The sequence below is a fragment of the Photorhabdus luminescens subsp. luminescens genome (assembly GCF_001083805.1).
Lineage (GTDB): Bacteria > Pseudomonadota > Gammaproteobacteria > Enterobacterales > Enterobacteriaceae > Photorhabdus > Photorhabdus luminescens.
In genome coordinates, this window is record NZ_JXSK01000002.1 from 148,358 (window position 1) to 166,514 (window position 18,157).

13 protein-coding genes, 1 tRNA gene and 2 pseudogenes are annotated in these 18,157 nt (G+C 42.8%); 2 read left to right on the forward strand and 14 right to left on the reverse strand.

Features of this window, described 5'->3' with window-relative positions:
- Positions 1–23: 23 nt before the first annotated feature.
- From TI10_RS05560 to prpB, 7 genes and pseudogenes are all read right to left on the reverse strand, one after another.
- The gene (locus tag TI10_RS05560; protein WP_049582294.1) at positions 24–479 is read right to left on the reverse strand and encodes a GNAT family N-acetyltransferase; all 456 of its coding nucleotides are present in this window, start codon (positions 477–479) and stop codon (positions 24–26) included.
- An 18-nt stretch (positions 480–497) separates the two neighbouring features.
- Entirely contained in the window at positions 498–1,355 is an 858-nt protein-coding gene (locus TI10_RS05565) for a cupin-like domain-containing protein (protein WP_049582295.1), read from the reverse strand.
- A gap of 30 nt (positions 1,356–1,385) precedes the next feature.
- Positions 1,386–2,747, reverse strand: a complete 1,362-nt coding sequence (gene ectB / locus TI10_RS05570; protein WP_049582815.1) for a diaminobutyrate--2-oxoglutarate transaminase — start codon at positions 2,745–2,747, stop codon at positions 1,386–1,388.
- Between the two features lie 1,152 nt (positions 2,748–3,899).
- Positions 3,900–5,813: pseudogene (locus TI10_RS05575) on the reverse strand (propionate--CoA ligase); the annotation flags it as partial.
- A gap of 44 nt (positions 5,814–5,857) precedes the next feature.
- Positions 5,858–7,309, reverse strand: coding sequence for a bifunctional 2-methylcitrate dehydratase/aconitate hydratase (locus TI10_RS05580; RefSeq protein WP_049582297.1), 1,452 nt, complete (start codon positions 7,307–7,309; stop codon positions 5,858–5,860).
- A 54-nt stretch (positions 7,310–7,363) separates the two neighbouring features.
- Positions 7,364–8,530, reverse strand: coding sequence for a bifunctional 2-methylcitrate synthase/citrate synthase (gene prpC / locus TI10_RS05585; RefSeq protein WP_049582298.1), 1,167 nt, complete (start codon positions 8,528–8,530; stop codon positions 7,364–7,366).
- 61 nt (positions 8,531–8,591) lie between these two features.
- Positions 8,592–9,482, reverse strand: coding sequence for a methylisocitrate lyase (gene prpB / locus TI10_RS05590; RefSeq protein WP_049582299.1), 891 nt, complete (start codon positions 9,480–9,482; stop codon positions 8,592–8,594).
- Between the two features lie 317 nt (positions 9,483–9,799).
- Here prpB and prpR point away from each other — a divergent pair, with 317 nt between their 5' ends.
- Positions 9,800–11,473: a propionate catabolism operon regulatory protein PrpR gene (gene prpR, locus TI10_RS05595; RefSeq protein ID WP_049582300.1), complete on the forward strand. Its 1,674-nt coding sequence runs from the start codon at positions 9,800–9,802 to the stop codon at positions 11,471–11,473.
- A gap of 4 nt (positions 11,474–11,477) precedes the next feature.
- On the opposite strand, the gene TI10_RS05600 is transcribed toward prpR, so the two are convergent.
- Positions 11,478–12,449, reverse strand: coding sequence for a GlxA family transcriptional regulator (locus TI10_RS05600; protein ID WP_049582301.1), 972 nt, complete (start codon positions 12,447–12,449; stop codon positions 11,478–11,480).
- Between the two features lie 177 nt (positions 12,450–12,626).
- Between TI10_RS05600 and TI10_RS05605 the strand changes: the two genes are divergently transcribed.
- Positions 12,627–13,394 (forward strand): DJ-1/PfpI family protein, encoded by a 768-nt coding sequence (locus tag TI10_RS05605; RefSeq protein WP_049582302.1) that lies wholly within the window; start codon positions 12,627–12,629, stop codon positions 13,392–13,394.
- Between the two features lie 369 nt (positions 13,395–13,763).
- On the opposite strand, the gene TI10_RS05610 is transcribed toward TI10_RS05605, so the two are convergent.
- The 6 genes and pseudogenes from TI10_RS05610 to lysS all read right to left on the reverse strand — a co-directional run bounded on the left by TI10_RS05610 (position 13,764) and on the right by lysS (position 18,156).
- Positions 13,764–13,970, reverse strand: a complete 207-nt coding sequence (locus tag TI10_RS05610) for an RpnC/YadD family protein (RefSeq protein WP_049582303.1) — start codon at positions 13,968–13,970, stop codon at positions 13,764–13,766.
- A gap of 101 nt (positions 13,971–14,071) precedes the next feature.
- Positions 14,072–14,337: pseudogene (locus TI10_RS26785) on the reverse strand (ISNCY family transposase); the annotation flags it as partial.
- Positions 14,338–14,382: 45 nt separating this feature from the next.
- Complete coding sequence (locus TI10_RS05620; protein WP_049582305.1) at positions 14,383–15,297, reverse strand: Rpn family recombination-promoting nuclease/putative transposase; 915 nt, start codon at positions 15,295–15,297, stop codon at positions 14,383–14,385.
- Positions 15,298–15,543: 246 nt separating this feature from the next.
- The gene (locus TI10_RS05625) at positions 15,544–16,167 is read right to left on the reverse strand and encodes a CatB-related O-acetyltransferase (protein WP_049582306.1); all 624 of its coding nucleotides are present in this window, start codon (positions 16,165–16,167) and stop codon (positions 15,544–15,546) included.
- A 251-nt stretch (positions 16,168–16,418) separates the two neighbouring features.
- Positions 16,419–16,492, reverse strand: a tRNA-Gly gene (locus TI10_RS05630).
- A 149-nt stretch (positions 16,493–16,641) separates the two neighbouring features.
- Complete coding sequence (gene lysS / locus TI10_RS05635; RefSeq protein ID WP_049582307.1) at positions 16,642–18,156, reverse strand: lysine--tRNA ligase; 1,515 nt, start codon at positions 18,154–18,156, stop codon at positions 16,642–16,644.
- Position 18,157: the final 1 nt, after the last annotated feature.

An 18,157-nucleotide genomic window follows, 5' to 3' on the forward strand; every position in this document is an offset into this window, starting at 1 on the left:
TATTATTTATAAATTCCTTAAAATTATCTCCTCACAATAATTTCAGCTAGCATTTCCTCATATTCTTCATAATAACCGACTTCTACAAAACCAAAACGTTGATAAAATGATTTATGGCGTTCGCTCGTTTCGTCATAACAGACAGTAATCCTATGACAATCAGGCTGCTGTTTCATTTCATCCAGCAATAACTGCATCGCCTCACTGCCAATACCTTGATTTTGGTAAGATTGATCAACCATCATTCGATACAGATTATATTCGTTGGGTTTGCCTTCATTCACACAACGCTCATACATTGCAAAACCAACGACCTCCTCGCCACAACAGATCACTCTTGCTCTGCAATATTCATTAAAATGTGATTCGACAATTGACTCTGAATTTGGCGCGACGAAAACTTCTTGCCCAGGTTCAACTTCAAGAGACATTACATCCTCATAGTTGTCTTTATCAACATCAACCAAAGATACTTTCATAATTAACCTACTTACTTTTTAAGAAATATAATTAAGATACGGACGGTACTTCTCGAAAAAACTTTCACGCTTCATTAATCCCAAAAGCCCACATAAACTTAGCCAATTGTAATACAGATTTTCACGCGGTATTTTTTCTTTAATGCTCTTAAAACTTACAATAGCTGAAGCTCGAGTATGAAAATCGATATTAAAAGAAATACTATCAGTCAACGTTCTTACATGATGAAGCATACCCGCAGGCATGATTAATATATCGCCCTGATGTACCTCAACTGTGGATGTGTTTATATTAGCTATCTCACCAACATTCTGAATTTCTGGATTATATTCAAACCAGCGCCATCCTCGACGAGAACAAGCTTCTCTTTCCTCCCAAGGAATAAAAGAGAATCTCTTACTGCCCTTTATCTGAAAAAATAGATTGTTCGTTCTTAAAGTATCAAAATGCAATGGCGTTATAGCTCCGACTGGAGACATAAAAAATTGAACGAACTTCCACCATTCATTTCGGTAAAGCTTTGGTAAAATAGTTAGAGGAAAATCACCAACGTCATCAAGTAACTGTTGAGCTTGTAAAAAGATAGGAATGTCATGACAATAGGGAATATCATTACCCATCTTTCCTTTCTTATATGCATTCAGAATTTCTAAATAACGATACATTTTGGCGTGCTCAGAACGCACACCATTTGCATCAAAAAATTTGATCACAACGTCAATTTGAGGACACTTATCTTGAAAGTATTCAGAATTCCATTGTTTTATCGCAGGCCAGTCTTGCAGTAATCCTCGGTAAACTATCGCGTATCCCCGAGCAAGTGCGTAATGAAATTCAAGCTGATTAAACTTAGTAAGTTCTACTACACGGCTCATAATTCTACACTCCTAGCTAAAACTTTATTCCTAATTGCTGCTAACCGATAACCTTTGAACTTCACTTTCGCAATTATTACTATTCCTTGATTTTAAATTGGTCCTTGATTCTAAACTGGTCCTCGATTCTAAACTGGTCCTCGATTTTAAACTGGCGAGAGCCTGTTCTATAATCTTCAATCCTTTTACCAGTGTGTCTTCATCAATGGTCAAGGCAGGCATCAATTTCAATACTTCATCATTGGGGCCGCACAACTCCACAATCAAACCATTTTCAAAACAATGCTTCACTAAATACTGTGTTAATGAGGAATCCGCCATTTCTATCCCTTGCATGAATCCAATTCCCTTAACTCGCAGTACAAATTCATGATACTTTTCAACCAAAGAGTTCAAGTACGTTCGAATTAATTCCGCCTTATGCTGAATTATCTTCTGAAAAGAACTATCCCCCCAATATTCATTTAACATCGCTTTTGAAGCGACAAATGCTAAGTTATTCCCTCGAAATGTGCCGTTGTCTTCTGCCGGCTTCCACACATCGATATCGGGAGAAATAAGCAGTAAAGACATAGGTAGCCCAATACCGCCAATAGATTTGGAAAGACAAACCAGGTCAGGTTTAATATTTGCGCGCTCAAAACTAAAGAATGTTCCAGTACGGCCACAACCAGATTGAATGTCATCAACGATTAATAGAATGTTGAACTCTTCGGTAAGTTTTCTCAACGCCCTCAACCATTCAATAGAAGCAACATTTAATCCGCCTTCGCCTTGTACAGTCTCGAGAATTACCGCAGCGGGAAGATCAACCCCTGAACTGGGATCGGTAAGTAACTTTCTAAAATATCCTATATAATCAAATTCTCCATCAATATAACCATCAAATGGTAAGCGCGTAATTTGAGAATATAATCCAGGTTGGCGATGATGTTGACTACCTGTTAAACTGAGCGACACCCCCGTCATACCGTGAAAGGCGTTGGTGAAACAAACAATATTTTCTCTTTTTGTATACTTTCTTGCTAATTTTACCGCAGATTCAATGACGCTCGTGCCCGTAGGACTGGTAAATTGTAAACGATATTCAAGCTGTCTCGGTTTCAAAATCTTATCAACAAATGTCGATATAAACTCCATTTTTGCTTCCGAGTACAAATCAAGCCCCAAAATAATACCATCATCTTGAATGTATTTAAGAATTTGTTGTTTTATGATTGTATTATTATGTCCATAGTTCAACGCGCCAGCGCCACATAAAAAGTCAATGTAACTTTTACCATCTATATCGATTAAGGTAGAACCTATACCATTTCTAAATATTACGGGAAATCTACGGCAATATGAACGAGCTTTAGACTCATAATTATTAAATATTTCTTCTATTTCCATAATAACTCCACAGTAATCCAGATAAAAGCTAGATTGATTTATACCCGTCATCTTTCAAGTTGCCTCTTTGTTGGCTGCACTCGCTCACCCCGGTCACATAGTTCTCTATGCTCCCGGGGATTCGCTCCTTTGCCGTCGCGATGCATCTTGAAATCCATTGGGTATATACCCGTCATCTTTCAAGTTGCCTCTTTGTTGGCTGTACTCGCTCACCCCGGTCACATAGTTATCTATGCTCCCGGGGATTCGCTCCTTTGCCGTCGCGATGCATCTTGAAATCCATAGGGTATAAGTCGGAGCAACCTGTTTATATTGGGTTAATCATAATATAATAACTAAAAAAGTTATTTCTTTTGTAATTTTCTCATTATAATCTTTAGTTTATAACCTATCAAACCATCAAGGTAATCAGGTATTCTCCTATTCTTTCAGCCTTAAAGCCTCTCCCGATACATACAGGTTTGAAGCGCAATTCATCACGTCACTATTTTATTCACTCATTTATTTTTCTAAAAAACATCTATTTCTACTACTTGTAATTGTTATCCGTAATTATTACCTGAAATTGTTACCTTTAATTATCAATTATAACTTTTAATTGTTATCAGTAATTTCCCTTTATAATAAATAGGAATAGATTTGTATTGACATAATGGCTCTTAATGTAACCACACAACTCCGCATATTCCTAATATCTATTCTTTTCAATAGCAACATCGCTAAATCTGCTACAGTTATACATTTTAGCAGATTTCAGGCAATTAACATCGTACTGTTTAATTCTCTACTTAGATATACTATTGGCATAATAATAGCTAGCCAATTCATGTGAAGGCAAAATTAAAACACCACTTGGAACAATTTTTTATATTTAGAGAACGAAAAGAACGTTAACACAGGCTGAACATTAATACAAACAAAACACTAGTAAAAGTCAAACACTAATCAAAAAAATAAAAAATTTAATATGTTAAAAAGAAACCTTACCGACTAACATTGCTATTATTTTACCCTTGGCGCTAATTAACAGACGTTATAGTTGTACTTAACAGACGAAATCATTCAGGCAGTCAAATGCCTATTTTGCGCCTGGCGGCAATAAATAGCCTAATTGATTTACCAACCTATTAAAAACATAAAAAATACTTATATTTAAGTAAAAACAGCCTCCCGAATGACCTCCAGTGCAGCAGGATTTTCAATCAGAGAGAGATCGCCGGGTTCACGCCCTTCGCATATTGCTTGCATGGTTCGACGCAGCATTTTTCCTGAGCGTGTTTTGGGAAGCTGAGAGACAAAATAGATCCGTGCCGGGCGGCCTACGCTGCCAATTTGTTTATTTACTAAATCCATCAAAACCTTTTCCAAAGCAGCAAAATGCGCGGCATTCTGGATCGCCTTTCCATCTTTGAGAACAGCAAAAGCTACCGCGACTTGTCCTTTGATAGCATCCTTAATGCCAATCACAGCCACTTCGGCAACATCTTCATGGCTGGCGATACACTCTTCTATCTCCCGCGTTCCCAGACGGTGCCCGGCCACATTAATCACATCATCCGAACGCCCCAAAATAAAATAATAGCCGTCACTATCACGGATACCCCAGTCAAATGTGGAATAAACAGACTGTTCAAAATGCCGCCAATAGGTATTGATAAAACGTGTATCATCACCATAGATAGTTTGGATACAACCCGGGGGCAAAGGTCCTTCAATAACCAGCATGCCTTTTTCATTATCACCACACGCTTTGCCAGTCAGTTCATTGATGAGCTTGATATGAAAGCCGTACATTGGAAAGCCTGGACTACCAAATCGACTCGACCTGTCATCCAAGGCACGGGCAATAGCCATAATCGGCCAACCTGTTTCAGTCTGCCAGTAATTATCAATAATAGGGACGTTGATAGCCTCAGCAATCCAGCGAGCAGTATGCTCATCAAGCGGTTCTCCCGCTAAATACAATGACTTAAGTGATGAAATATCGTATTGACCAATACATTCAATTGGATATTTTTTCAGTACACGAATAGCTGTAGGTGCTGAAAACATCCGTGTTACTTGATATTTTTCTACTATTTTCCACCAAATACCCGCATCTGGCCGTATCGGCAGTCCCTCATACATAATCGTCGCCATTCCTGCAATTAAAGGAGCATAAACAATATAAGAATGCCCAACGATCCAACCGATATCTGAGGTGCTAAAAAACACCTCACCCGCTTTACCGCCAAAAATGATATCCATAGATGTCGCCAGCGCAACGGCATAACCGCCAACATCACGCTGCACGCCTTTTGGCGTGCCTGTCGTGCCGGATGTGTAGAGCACACAGGAGGTTTCATTTGATTCAAGCCAAGTCACTGGCACATCAGCATCAAAGTGTTCTTGCCGCAATGTAGCGAAATCGATATCTCTCCCCGGCACCCAAACCATTTCCGCCAGTCCGCGGTTAACCATCAATACATGGCGGGGTTTGTAGTTCGCCAGTTCAATAGCTTCATCCAACAATGGCTTGTAAGGAATGATTTTTCCACCGCGCGATCCTCCATCGGCAGATACCACCAACACCGGCTCAGCATTATCCAGCCGTGTGGCAAGACTCTGAGAAGCAAAGCCGCCGAAGACAACCGAATGAACGGCGCCAATACGAGCACAAGCGAGCAAAACAAACAGCGCTTCGGCAATCATCGGCATATAAACCAGAACTCTGTCGCCTTTTTTCACCCCTAGTGAGAGCATCATCGCAGCCGCTCGATTCACTTCCTGATGCAATTCCCTGAAAGTAAATATTTTCTCACTATTCGTTTCTGTTGAGATGGTGATAAGCGCTTTAGCATCAGGCTGGCTTTCCAGCCAGCGATCCAACGCGTTATAACATAGGTTGGTTTTTCCCCCGCAAAACCAACGAGCAAAGGGAGGGTTGCTATGATCCAACACTTGCTCAAACGGATGTTGCCAGAAAATACGTTGCGCCTGTTCAGCCCAAAATGCGTTGGGATCATCAATAGATTGCTGATAAAAAGCGTTGAATGACATAATCTCTCCTAGTGCTGCCGTAGATGATAGAGCGGCACTTTGGGAGAGCGACCGCCGATAGCATTACAAATCTAAATAACGTACAAATCGAGGTATTCGTTTACAGGCATGTTTTCCAGTAACGGACGGTCAAGGGAAACAGACTGGATTTTTTTCTGTTGTGTCTCAGGGAACTGCCGTGCCAGGTTGGTTCTGAATTTTTTCAGCAATAATGGAATGCCTTCCTCACGGCGGCGAGCATGGCCGATAGGGAATTCAACTTTAACTTCATCAAGCTGGCTGCCATCTGCAAACATAATAGTTAATGCGTTAGCAATAGAACGTTTTTCCGGATCGTGATAATCACGAGTAAAATCAAGATCTTCAACACACACTATTTTTTCCCGCAATGCATCAATGCGAGGATCTGCCGCAACGCTATCTTCGTAATCCGCCGCAGTCAGATGACCAAAGATCAAAGGAATCGCAACCATGTACTGAATACAGTGGTCTCTGTCCGCAGGGTTATTTAGCGGGCCTTGTTTATCAATAATCCGTATACAAGCTTCATGGGTTCGAATGGTGATCTTTGTAATGTCATTGATGGTCTGACCCGCATCTTTCAATTGTTGATGCAGGCTCATTGCCGCTTCCACAGCGGTTTGCGCATGAAATTCTGCCGGGAAAGCGATTTTAAACAGCACGTTTTCCATCACATAAGAGCCATAGGCACGCTGGAATTTGAAAGGCTGACCATTGAACAGAACATCATAGAATCCCCACGTTTTTGCGGTTAATACCGAGGGATATCCCATTTCACCCTTTTGCGCCATCAAAGCCAAACGAACGGCGCGAGATGTTGCATCGCCAGCAGCCCAAGATTTACGGGAACCGGTATTGGGTGCATGACGGTAAGTTCGCAGCGATTGACCATCAACCCAAGCCAGTGATACCGCGCTCAGAATCTCTTCCCGATTCAACCCTAACATTTCAGCAACAACAGCGGTTGAAGCCACTTTTACCAGCACGACATGATCTAATCCGACTTTATTGAATGCATTCTCCAGTGCAAGGCATCCTTGAATTTCATGCGCTTTAATCATGCCCGTTAAAACATTTTTGATCGTTAGCGGCTTTTTCCCACTAGCAACGGCATTTCTCGATAGCCAGTCAGCTACTGCCAAGATGCCGCCGAGGTTATCAGATGGATGCCCCCATTCAGCAGCAAGCCATGTGTCATTGAAATCTAGCCAGCGGATCATCGTACCAATGTTAAACGCCGCCTGTACCGGATCGAGTTGAAACTGGGTTCCCGGCACACGTACGCCATTAGGCACCACTGTCCCCGGCACAATCGGCCCTAGCAATTTTTTACAAGCCGGGTATTCCAATGCCTCTAACCCACAGCCTAACGTATCCAGAAAGCAGTAATAAGCGGTTTCATAAGCGACGGATGAGGCGATGGAATATCCCATAACATAATCCACAATATCCACAATCACCTGATCGTATTCAGAACGATTGCTTGCAACAGAGGTAGACATAATAATTCCTTGTTAAAAAACACTGATGCAGGAATCCCTGCGCCAAAAAGAACGTTATCCGCGTGTATCAATTGGCGTAAGTACGCGATTTTCTGGCCCGATGTAATTGGCTGAAGGGCGAATAATTTTGTTATCAATACGCTGTTCAATGATGTGAGCAGCCCATCCCGCTGTGCGGGCAATCACAAACAATGGTGTAAACATCGCCGTTGGCACGCCCATCATGTGATAGGAAACCGCTGAGAACCAATCAAGATTCGGGAACATGTTTTTATTGGCCCACATCACCGTTTCTAATCGATCCGCGATATCAAACATTTTGGTGGTTCCTGCCTCTTTAGAAAGTTGCAGAGCCACATCTTTAATGACTTTGTTACGGGGATCGGAAATGGTGTAAACCGGATGACCAAAACCGATAATGACCTCTTTTTTCGCCAAACGCGCCAGAATATCACTCTCAGCCTCATCAGGATTTTCATAGCGCTGTTGAATTTCAAAAGAGACTTCGTTTGCTCCACCGTGTTTTGGTCCTCTCAACGCGCCAATCGCTCCGACGATAGCGGAGTAGATATCCGTGCCAGTTCCTGCAATAACCCGACTGGTGAATGTCGAAGCATTAAATTCGTGTTCAGCATAAAGGACCAAGGAGGTATGCATGGCTTTTTCCCACGATTCATTGGGCTTTTTACCATGCAGGAGGTGCAAAAAATGCCCGCCTATCGACTCATCATCAGTCTCCACCTCAATGCGACGTCCATTGTGGCTATAGTGATACCAATAGAGCAACATGGAGCTGAGAGAGGCCAGTAATCTGTCAGCAATATCACGCGCTCCCGCGAGGTTGTGATCGTCTTTTTCAGGCAATGTACAACCCAGAACAGAGACTCCGGTACGCATAACATCCATCGGATGAGCAGCGGCGGGCAAGGTTTCCAACGCGGCCTTTACACTACTCGGCAGACCTCGCAGTGCGGCTAGTTTCGTTTTATAAGCAGACAATTCAGCACGGGAAGGCAATTTTTCGTGAACCAGTAGGTATGCAACTTCTTCGAATTCACACTGGGTTGCAAGATCAAGAATATCGTAACCTCGGTAGTGCAGATCATTACCGGTTTTTCCAACTGTACAAAGCGCCGTGTTACCCGCACTGATGCCAGAAAGGGCTACAGATTTTTTAGGCTTGAAAGTAGTCAACTCAGTCATCGAGTTCTGTTCGCTCATGGGTATCACCTCTACTGTTTTTATGTCATATAAAACGACGAATATCAGGTGGAGCCGTCCGTCATTGAGATTTTTTCTTGGAGAAAAGCAGATCCAGTTTTTGTTCAAAATCGTAGTAATTGATGCTTTCGTATAACTCGTTGCGAGTCTGCATCATGCTAATCACACTCTTCTGTGTCCCCTCGCGACGGAGTGTTGTGTAAACTTGCTCGGCTGCCTTATTCATTGCCCGAAAAGCAGAAAGCGGATAAAGCGCAATAGAGACATCTACACTTTTCAGCTCTTCGGTCGTGAAAAGTGGAGTCGCGCCAAATTCAGTGATGTTGGCTAGTATTGGAACCCCGGTTGTTGACGCAAATGTTTGATACATATGTAATTCAGTGATCGCTTCAGGAAACAGCATGTCCGCCCCGGCTTCGATATAGGCTTTTGCCCGATCAAGGGCCGCAGCTAATCCTTCAACAGCCAAAGCATCAGTACGAGCCATAATGACAAAATGCCCATCTGTACGAGCATCGACTGCGGCCTTGATGCGATCAACCATTTCTTCTTTGGATACAATCTCTTTATTTGGGCGATGACCGCAGCGCTTCGCACCGACCTGATCCTCAATGTGCAATCCCGCAGCGCCCGCTTTAATCATTGAACGCACTGTACGGGCCACATTAAAAGCAGAAGAGCCAAAACCGATATCAGCATCCACCAACAATGGCAAATCGCACACGTCGGTAATACGACGGATATCTGTTAACACATCATCCAGCGTTGAAATTCCCAGATCAGGCATCCCCAACGAACCCGCCGATACACCACCACCAGACAGATAGATAGCTTTATAGCCAGCCCGTTTTGCCAGTAACGCATGATTCGCATTAATGGCGCCAACAACCTGTAGTGGAGATTCAGCTTCTATCGCCTGACGAAATGCCAAGCCGGCAGAGGAAAGTGTCATATACGACCTCGTTGTTATTATAATGAAACACATTTGTTACCTAGCAATATGTGTACCAATAAAGTCAAAAATAACTAGTCGATTAAAAAGACAAATTCGATTTAAAAGTTAATACTTTGTTTTTTAAACAAAAAATAATATTAAAAATATTTATTAACCTGTAGAAAAGTACCATTGATAGAAAAACTTATCTGTTTCATAATGAACCAATTAGGTTTCATGAAACACGAATGAAACAATTGAGAAACATTGAATTTGAGAAACATTGAATTATTGTGGCGGGAAAAGCAAAAACAGCGTACAGATAGAGGAATAGCATGGCAGAAACACCATCAGCAGAACGTGATAACCGCGATAAACCGGTCATTTGGACAGTATCTGTTTCCCGCCTTTTCGATCTCTTCCGCGATATCACGCCAGAGTTCGATCATCAGGCTAATATCACGCCGATCCAACTTGGGTTTGAAAATGCGGTTCAGCATATTCGTCAGCGGTTAACAACTGAATGTTGTGATGCCGTACTCTGTGCTGGCTCCAATGGCGCCTATCTGAAAAGCCGTTTGTCGGTGCCAGTCATCATTGCTAAGGCCAGCGGGTTTGATTTTATGCAGGCATTAGCCCGTGCACGACAAATCAGCTCCCGTATTGGCGTTATCACCTATAAGAATACATTACCTGCACTAGAAGAATTTCAGCAACGGTTCAACTTGCGTATTGAACAACGCAGTTACGTAACGGAAGAAGATGCACGGGCCCAAGTCAATGCATTAAAAGCGATCGGCATTAAGGTGATCGTCGGCGCCGGGCTGATTACCGATCTCGCCTATGAAGCCGAATTAGTCGGTGTCTTTGTTTACTCTGCTGATTCTATTCGCCAGGCATTCCGCGATGCATTGGATATCGCCAGAATGACCAAGCTCAACCAAGCTTCAATTTCTGCCTATCCAACCGAGAATAGCTTGCGTACCCGCCATACTCTCAATGATATCCGTGGAGATTCAGCGGTAATGGAACATGTGCGCAACACGATTATGCTGTACGCCAGCTCGCCTGCCACAGTGCTAATACAAGGGGAAAGTGGTACAGGTAAGGAGCTGGTGGCACAAGCCATTCACCATGAGTATGCCCTGCGGTATGGTCAGATTGCAGGTAAACATCAACGCCCATTTGTCGCCGTTAACTGCGGCGCCATTGCTGAATCCCTATTGGAAGCTGAGTTGTTTGGTTATGAAGAAGGCGCTTTCACCGGTTCACGACGTGGAGGACGCGCAGGTCTTTTTGAAGTTGCACATCGAGGCACGCTATTTCTGGATGAAATTGGTGAAATGCCGCTGCCTCTTCAAACACGGCTATTGCGGGTACTGGAAGAAAAATCCGTTGTCAGAGTAGGAGGACACCGCCCTATTGCCGTTGATGTCCGGATCATCTGCGCCACACATTGCGATTTAGATACTTGGGTTCAAGAAGGACGTTTTCGAACAGATCTGTTCTATCGTCTGAGTGTATTGCGGATCAACATTCCGGCTCTCAGGGAAAGAGGTCACGATATCGGTATATTGGCGTTAGAATATCTGCGACGAGCATTTGCTGCCTTGAACTTACCGGTATCACAATCAAGAGTGCAAGAGCTTGCTGCCTGTCAAGAGGCATTGCAAACCTATCACTGGCCCGGTAATGTCCGGGAACTACGTAACCTTATGGAGCGGCTCACGTTATACCTCAGCGCCCATCCTGAACATACCTTAACACCGGAATTGATATTGGCGCTTTCACCAGAGCGCCAATCTACACTCAATCTGGCAGAACAAAGTATGAAGTCTTTCCCTTCTTTAACTCAACAATCTTCACTTGTCGCACCACTTTCAGTTCATGAAACCTTGAAACAGTTTTCTGGCAATCACCATGCAACCGCGGAATATCTGGGGATCAGCCGTACTACTCTGTGGCGACGATTGAAGAAAGAGGTGGCAGAGAATGAGAAAAGGGAATAACTAGCTAAAATGTCGCCTTAAAGTGCTTACGGTAGTCCTGTGGAGTGCTACCGAACATCCGTAAGAAACTACGGCGTAAAGTATCTTCACAACCGAAACCGCAACGGGAGGCTATGCACTTGAGCGATAGCGTAGACTCAACTAAAAGGTGACGCGCCGCTTCCAGGCGGAATCGCTCCACCGCTTTGGCTGGCGTAATCCCTGCATGTTGGCTGTAGTGGCGCACGAAGCTACGCTCACTCATATTGGCTCTTGCGGCCAAAGCTGCCACGGAAAGGTCTCCCGCCAAATTATTGGTCATCCAGGCATGCAGATCTGCAAATTTATTCGTGCTGCTTTGTAATGCCAGTGGAGCACTAAACTGTTCCTGCCCACCAGGACGTTTAAGAAACATAACGAGTTCCCGCGCAACATCCAGCGCCAGTTTATGACCGAGATCTTCCTCCAACAACGCCAGAGCCAAATCAATGCCAGCAGTGACGCCAGCCGAAGTCCACACCGGGCCATCCTGAATAAAGATAGGATCACATTCTACCCGCAATTTATTGTAACGCCGGGCCAGTTCGGCACAGCTACTCCAGTGCGTGACGACTCTACGGCCATCAAGTAACCCACAAGCCGCCAGAATGAATGCCCCACTGCATACAGACACAATACGTCTGGACAGAGATGCATGTCCCTTCAACCAATCACACAATGGCGGATGGTGCGCCGCTGACTCAACGCCAATGCCCCCCGCAACAATCAGAGTATCAGCGGGAGAATCCAGCTCAGGTAGAGGCTCTGCCTGCACAGTTATGCCAGCCTGCGTCATTACCTGTCCGGGTTCACAAGCTACGACTTTTATGTCATAGGGCCGCCTGTGACCAGACTTCTCCGCCAGCTCATTGGCGGTGATGAAGACCTGCAATGGACCTGAGAAATCCAGCAGATTTACGTTGGGGAAGATCAGAAAATAGAGAGTTTTAATGTCCATAAGACAATTATGGCACCTGGCGTAAATCGTCGCAATAATGGCATATACGCCAATTAATTTACGGTTACAATTGTTCCATCAATTCATCACCGGGAATACAGATATTCAGCGATCGCTAAAAATAGCGGTATATGAATTTCAGCTCGCTTTTCAATCTCAATTAAGGAAAACGTCTCCATGAAAAATACATCTAAGGAATATCCTGCGGCATTATCTTCGTTAATGAAAGCATCGTCTGGAGAAAAGCCCACTCTCGCTTTTGTTATTTTCCCAGGCATGACGCCACTTGATATGATTGGTCCCGCAACAGTTCTTGAGGTAGGAGGATGGTTAAATATTGAATATGTTTGGCGCGATTTACTTCCGGTGCATACTGAACTGGCACATATATCATTCTCGCCGAGCATTACTTTTGAGCAATTAGATAAAGTTGATATCTTATGTATTCCCGGTACAGGAAATCCTTATGCTGTGCTTTCCGAATTAGACATGCTTGATTGGATACATAAAGTGGGCAGTAAAGCACCTTGGGTCACCAGCGTGTGTACAGGGTCTATCCTGTTAGGGGCCGCTGGTTTGCTGAAAGGGTATAAAGCGGCAACTCATTGGTCGATGACAGACGATCTCAACGAGTTCGGTGCAATACCAGTCAATAAAAGAGTCGTTATCGATAGAAACCGGGTCACCGGAGGTGGAGTCACTGCGGGCATTGATTTCGGTTTAACATTGCTTGCTGAAATCAAAGGTGAAGAATATGCACAAGCAGTCCAACTAGCGATGCAATATAGCCCAGAACCGCCGTTCAATAGCGGCATGCCAGAACTCGCCGGCAAAGAAATGACTAATGCCACGCTTCAAGCTATATTTTCCAATGTGGAACAACAGACGCCTAATTACAAAGAAATATTAATTAAAAGCGCCAAAAGAATATCAGATATCTACTGAATATATTTTCGTATTATGGCTTAATTCAACCTGTTTCAGCGTTCGATTATTTACCAATAACGGAAATATTTTCTATTCTAAGAACGGCTAATTCATAGGTGCATAAATCCAGATTTGTTTTTTAGATTAAACGGTATAGGCAACCAATCCGGTTGCCGCTTCCAAGAGAAAATTTATCGGATTACGATGTTTCGAATATTCTATTTAAGGAATATTCTTTAATTATTCAAATACTATTTCAATTAAAAAGCTCAATACCAGACAGAAAAAGTATGATTTCAAACTTATCCAAATAATATACCGCTTATATGTAAAGTCTTGCCCACTTATTTACACGAACTTTCATGCCGATTAAGGTATCGGCATAAGTCAATCGGCTATTTGTTCAAGCTTATTCTGGCTCAGCACGACGATTTTAATTATTGTTTCAAGGTTAATACCAATGTCTATCATTGCATGCGCGATTGTCACAATCGCCAGTTTCCTCCCTATATGTAATCCATCTCGAAATTCTTGTTGGAACTCTTTCTGTTCCAGTTTTTGTTCTATTGTTATCAGTAGTTCTTCATATGTCATCAGTATCTCCTCATATTTCTAGGGGACGGTTCAGCTATTTGCCGGATCAGCCCCTCTTCTAACACGAATCTTTAAATACCGATTACAGCTCTCAGCACGAATCAGTGATGTATTTGTTCAAGTTCGTTCTGGCTCAGCCCAGTGTTTTTCATTATTGTTTCATGATCGATACCATTATCCATCAATGCGCGCACGATTTTCAGACTCGCCCGTTTTTCACCTTTCTGCAATCCTTCCTGGTATGCTTCTTGGTATGTTTCCTGAAATCCTTCTTGGAACGCTTTCTGTTTCAGTTTTTGCGCTATTGTCATCAGTACCTCCTTATATTTCTAGGGGACGGTTCAGCTATTTGCCGGATAAGCCCCTCTTCTAACACGAATCTTTAAATACCGATTACGGCTCTCAGCACGAATCAGTGATGTATTTGTTCAAGTTCGTTCTGGCTCAGCCCAGTGTTTTTCATTATTGTTTCATGATCGATACCATTGTTCATCATTCTACAAGCGACTTCCAGAATTGCCTGTTTTTTACCCTTCAGCAATCCTTCTTGAAGCCCTTCTTGATGCCCTTCATGTTTCAATTTCTGCGCTATTGTCATCAGTACCTCCTCATACTTCGGGAACTGTTCTGCCAGTTGCCGGATAAAACCTTCTGGATCGGCGGTATCTCCCACCAGTAATATGTAGTTTAGCATGCTTTTTAGCAGCTCATATGTATAATAATCATACGCAAACAACATGGTCAGCTCTTGCTGTAACTCCGTCATATCACGTTGCCGGATATGTTTTTGTACTATTTCCAGTAGTGCAACCCGTTTGTGCGTCAGGATTTCATCATCCGGGATTACCGTCACATCCACCAGCGGAAACGCGCTGGAATAGATCTCTTCCGCCAGAGCCGAAGCATCGAAGCAGTCGAACCAGTTGGTACTCCACGGATACGGCCGTATTTTTCCGTGATAAAACAACACTGGAATAACCAGCGGCAATTTTTCATGTCCCTGCTCCAGATGCCACTGCATTGCTGAAATACTGTAACGCATCAGCCGGAATGCCATCATCTTATCCGGGGAACTCTGGTGTTCAATCACGCAATACACATAACTCTCACCCTGCGTAGTTTTTAGTGAATACAGAATGTCGGAATAATGTACCCGCAGATTGTCCTCAATAAATGACCCCGACTCCAGTCGCAGTGTATCAAGATCACAAACTGCCCGTAATGTCGCAGGTAAGTGTATCTCTAGAAAATCTCTGGCGGTATCAATATGACTTAAAAACTTTTTAAAAATAGCATCATGTGGCGTCGGTGTATTTTTTCTTTTCATAAGAGGATAGTAGCATATTTTCTTTTATATTGAAGGAATATTAAATAAATAACAATAAACTCCGTCTCATCTCTCTTTTATACCATTGTACAATGTTTTTTATTTAACTAGTTAAAAATAGACTCCTTTCGGAGAAATACCGTTTGCAGCTTGAATGCCGAAACGGTATTTCAGATAATAATTAATGTATTTCAGTTAAATAATTCAATAATAGAACATTTTAAAAATAACAATTAACTATTTCCATTAATATGATCTTACAGCAGATTTTAATGCCTTAATATCCGAAGCACAGAGATAGGGTTTTAAAGCATTAAATTTCTCTTCTGACCAATCATATATTTTTAACGCAAGTAGCTCATTGATAATGTGCGGCTCAAAGCGATATTTAACTAATCTCGCAGGTGTTCCAACGACAATACTATATGGCTCAACATCTTTAGTTACGACGCTATTAGCAGCAACGATAGCGCCTTCACCAATGGTGACGCCAGGCATAATCATTGAACGCATACCAAGCCACACACCATCATGAATATGCGTGTCACCTTTGCCTACATATGCATCTTCAATATATTCCATGAATGGATATAAACAGAACCAATCCGCTCTGTGTGTATTGTTTCCACCCATAAGAATGATAGTTTCAGCACCTATGCAAACATAATCGCCAATATACAATTTATCAATCGGCCATTTAGATTCCCATTGAAGACTGATTTTATCACCGTACAAATAACGAACGACAGATTCTTCAAAACCGCAGCTCCAGCAATCGCTATAATAGCTATGAGTTCCTTTGATGACAATATTCGGATTAGTTACAGCTTCATGCAAAAATTGAATTTTTGACCAATGTTTTTCTTTCATGGTAAATAGTCTCTATTAATTATTCATTTACCATAGAATGCTTTCTATGGTGATGTATCCACATTCAAAATACATCACATTTAGCTGATTCGGGGTTGATTTAATAACGGGATTCTTTTCATATTAGACAATGAGTTAGTTATTAACTTATATCGGTTATTATTCGTAAATTCTTTTGCTCTTATTTACATCATATCAAAAGATATATTTTCAATGCGAACTACTCAGCATTTTTTAGGAAGAAACAAAACTGGAGCGAGCGAAGGGAATCGAACCCTCGTATAGAGCTTGGGAAGCTCTCGTTCTGCCATTGAACTACGCTCGCTTAGGGATAACATAAATTATTATAGCGACTTCGTTGGCATCAGCAAGCCATTATCTGTTTAAGTTGTCTATATTTCAGGCAGTTGAAAATAAAAACTCCCCCCGGCAGCTATGCCACAGGGGAGTTGGAATTTGAATTAGTTCAAGCTGTTATTTCTGCGGGCGCATTGCCGGGAACAGAATGACATCACGGATAGTATGGCTATCTGTCAACAACATAATCATACGGTCAATACCAATACCCAAACCGGCGGTTGGCGGCATACCGTGTTCCAAAGCCGTGACATAATCTTCATCGTAGAACATGGCTTCGTCATCACCTTCGTCTTTCTGGCGAACTTGCTCAGCAAAACGTTCAGCCTGATCTTCGGCATCATTCAATTCCGAGAAGCCGTTACCAATCTCACGTCCACCAATAAAGAATTCAAAACGGTCAGTGATAAACGGATTTTCATCATTACGACGCGCCAGCGGAGAAACTTCTGCCGGATATTCAGTGATAAATGTGGGTTGAATCAAGTTGCTTTCAGCCGTTTCTTCAAAGATTTCACACTGAACACGACCAAGGCCCCAACCTTTTTCCACTTCAATACCAAGAGACTCAGCGATAGCCACCGCTTTATCCATATCATCCAAATCAGCCATGTTGGTTGCAGGACGATATTTGCAAATGGCCTCTTTCATAGTCATTTGAGCAAATGGTTTACCGAAATCAAATTCCTGCTCGCCATATTTAACCAGGGTATTCCCCAAAATATTCTGCGTCAGCGTGCGGAATAGCTCTTCTATCAGGACGATCAAATCTTTGTAATCCGCGTAAGCCATGTAGAGTTCCATCATGGTGAACTCAGGGTTATGACGCGGAGATACGCCTTCGTTACGGAAGTTGCGATTAATTTCAAATACACGTTCAAAACCACCAACAACCAGACGTTTCAGGTAAAGTTCCGGCGCAATACGCAGATACATATCAATATCCAGCGCATTATGGTGAGTAGTAAATGGACGAGCTGCCGCACCACCAGGGATTACCTGCATCATTGGCGTTTCTACTTCCATAAAGCCTTTACTGACCATAAAGCTACGTAGGGCCGATAAGACTTGAGAACGAATTTGGAAAGTTTTGCGCGATTCGTCATTGGCGATCAGATCCAAATAACGCTGACGGTAACGGGTTTCCTGATCAGCCAAGCCGTGGAATTTATCCGGCAATGGACGCAGCGCTTTTGTTAGCAGACGCAGTTCAGTACAGTGAATGGAAAGTTCACCGGTTTTGGTTTTAAACAGTTTGCCGCTAGCTCCCAGAATATCTCCCAGATCCCATTTTTTAAACTGTTCGTTATAAATGCCTTCCGGCAGATCGTCACGAGCAACATATAACTGAATACGACCGCCCATATCCTGTAGCGTTACGAAAGAAGCCTTACCCATGATACGACGCGTCATCATACGACCACCCACCGTCACTTCAATATTCAGCGCTTCCAACTCTTCCTGAGTTTTGTCGTCGTATTTCGCGTGTAAATCTTCTGAGATGTTTTCACGACGGAAATCATTCGGGAATGCAATACCCTGCTCCCGTAAAGCTACGAGTTTTTCGCGCCGAGTTTGCAATTCATTATTTAAATCAGGAGCCTGTTCCGCCCCCTGTTGTTGTTGTGACATT

What these genes read in the sequence shown, in the direction of transcription:
- TI10_RS05560 (WP_049582294.1), bottom strand. Translation starts at nt 479, where the DNA reads ATGAAAGTATCTTTGGTTGATGTTGATAAAGACAACTATGAGGATGTA.
- TI10_RS05565 (WP_049582295.1), bottom strand. Translation starts at nt 1,355, where the DNA reads ATGAGCCGTGTAGTAGAACTTACTAAGTTTAATCAGCTTGAATTTCAT.
- ectB (WP_049582815.1), bottom strand. Translation starts at nt 2,747, where the DNA reads ATGGAAATAGAAGAAATATTTAATAATTATGAGTCTAAAGCTCGTTCA.
- TI10_RS05580 (WP_049582297.1), bottom strand. Translation starts at nt 7,309, where the DNA reads ATGTCTACCTCTGTTGCAAGCAATCGTTCTGAATACGATCAGGTGATT.
- prpC (WP_049582298.1), bottom strand. Translation starts at nt 8,530, where the DNA reads ATGAGCGAACAGAACTCGATGACTGAGTTGACTACTTTCAAGCCTAAA.
- prpB (WP_049582299.1), bottom strand. Translation starts at nt 9,482, where the DNA reads ATGACACTTTCCTCTGCCGGCTTGGCATTTCGTCAGGCGATAGAAGCT.
- prpR (WP_049582300.1), top strand. Translation starts at nt 9,800, where the DNA reads ATGGCAGAAACACCATCAGCAGAACGTGATAACCGCGATAAACCGGTC.
- TI10_RS05600 (WP_049582301.1), bottom strand. Translation starts at nt 12,449, where the DNA reads ATGGACATTAAAACTCTCTATTTTCTGATCTTCCCCAACGTAAATCTG.
- TI10_RS05605 (WP_049582302.1), top strand. Translation starts at nt 12,627, where the DNA reads ATGAAAAATACATCTAAGGAATATCCTGCGGCATTATCTTCGTTAATG.
- TI10_RS05610 (WP_049582303.1), bottom strand. Translation starts at nt 13,970, where the DNA reads ATGACATATGAAGAACTACTGATAACAATAGAACAAAAACTGGAACAG.
- TI10_RS05620 (WP_049582305.1), bottom strand. Translation starts at nt 15,297, where the DNA reads ATGAAAAGAAAAAATACACCGACGCCACATGATGCTATTTTTAAAAAG.
- TI10_RS05625 (WP_049582306.1), bottom strand. Translation starts at nt 16,167, where the DNA reads ATGAAAGAAAAACATTGGTCAAAAATTCAATTTTTGCATGAAGCTGTA.
- lysS (WP_049582307.1), bottom strand. Translation starts at nt 18,156, where the DNA reads ATGTCACAACAACAACAGGGGGCGGAACAGGCTCCTGATTTAAATAAT.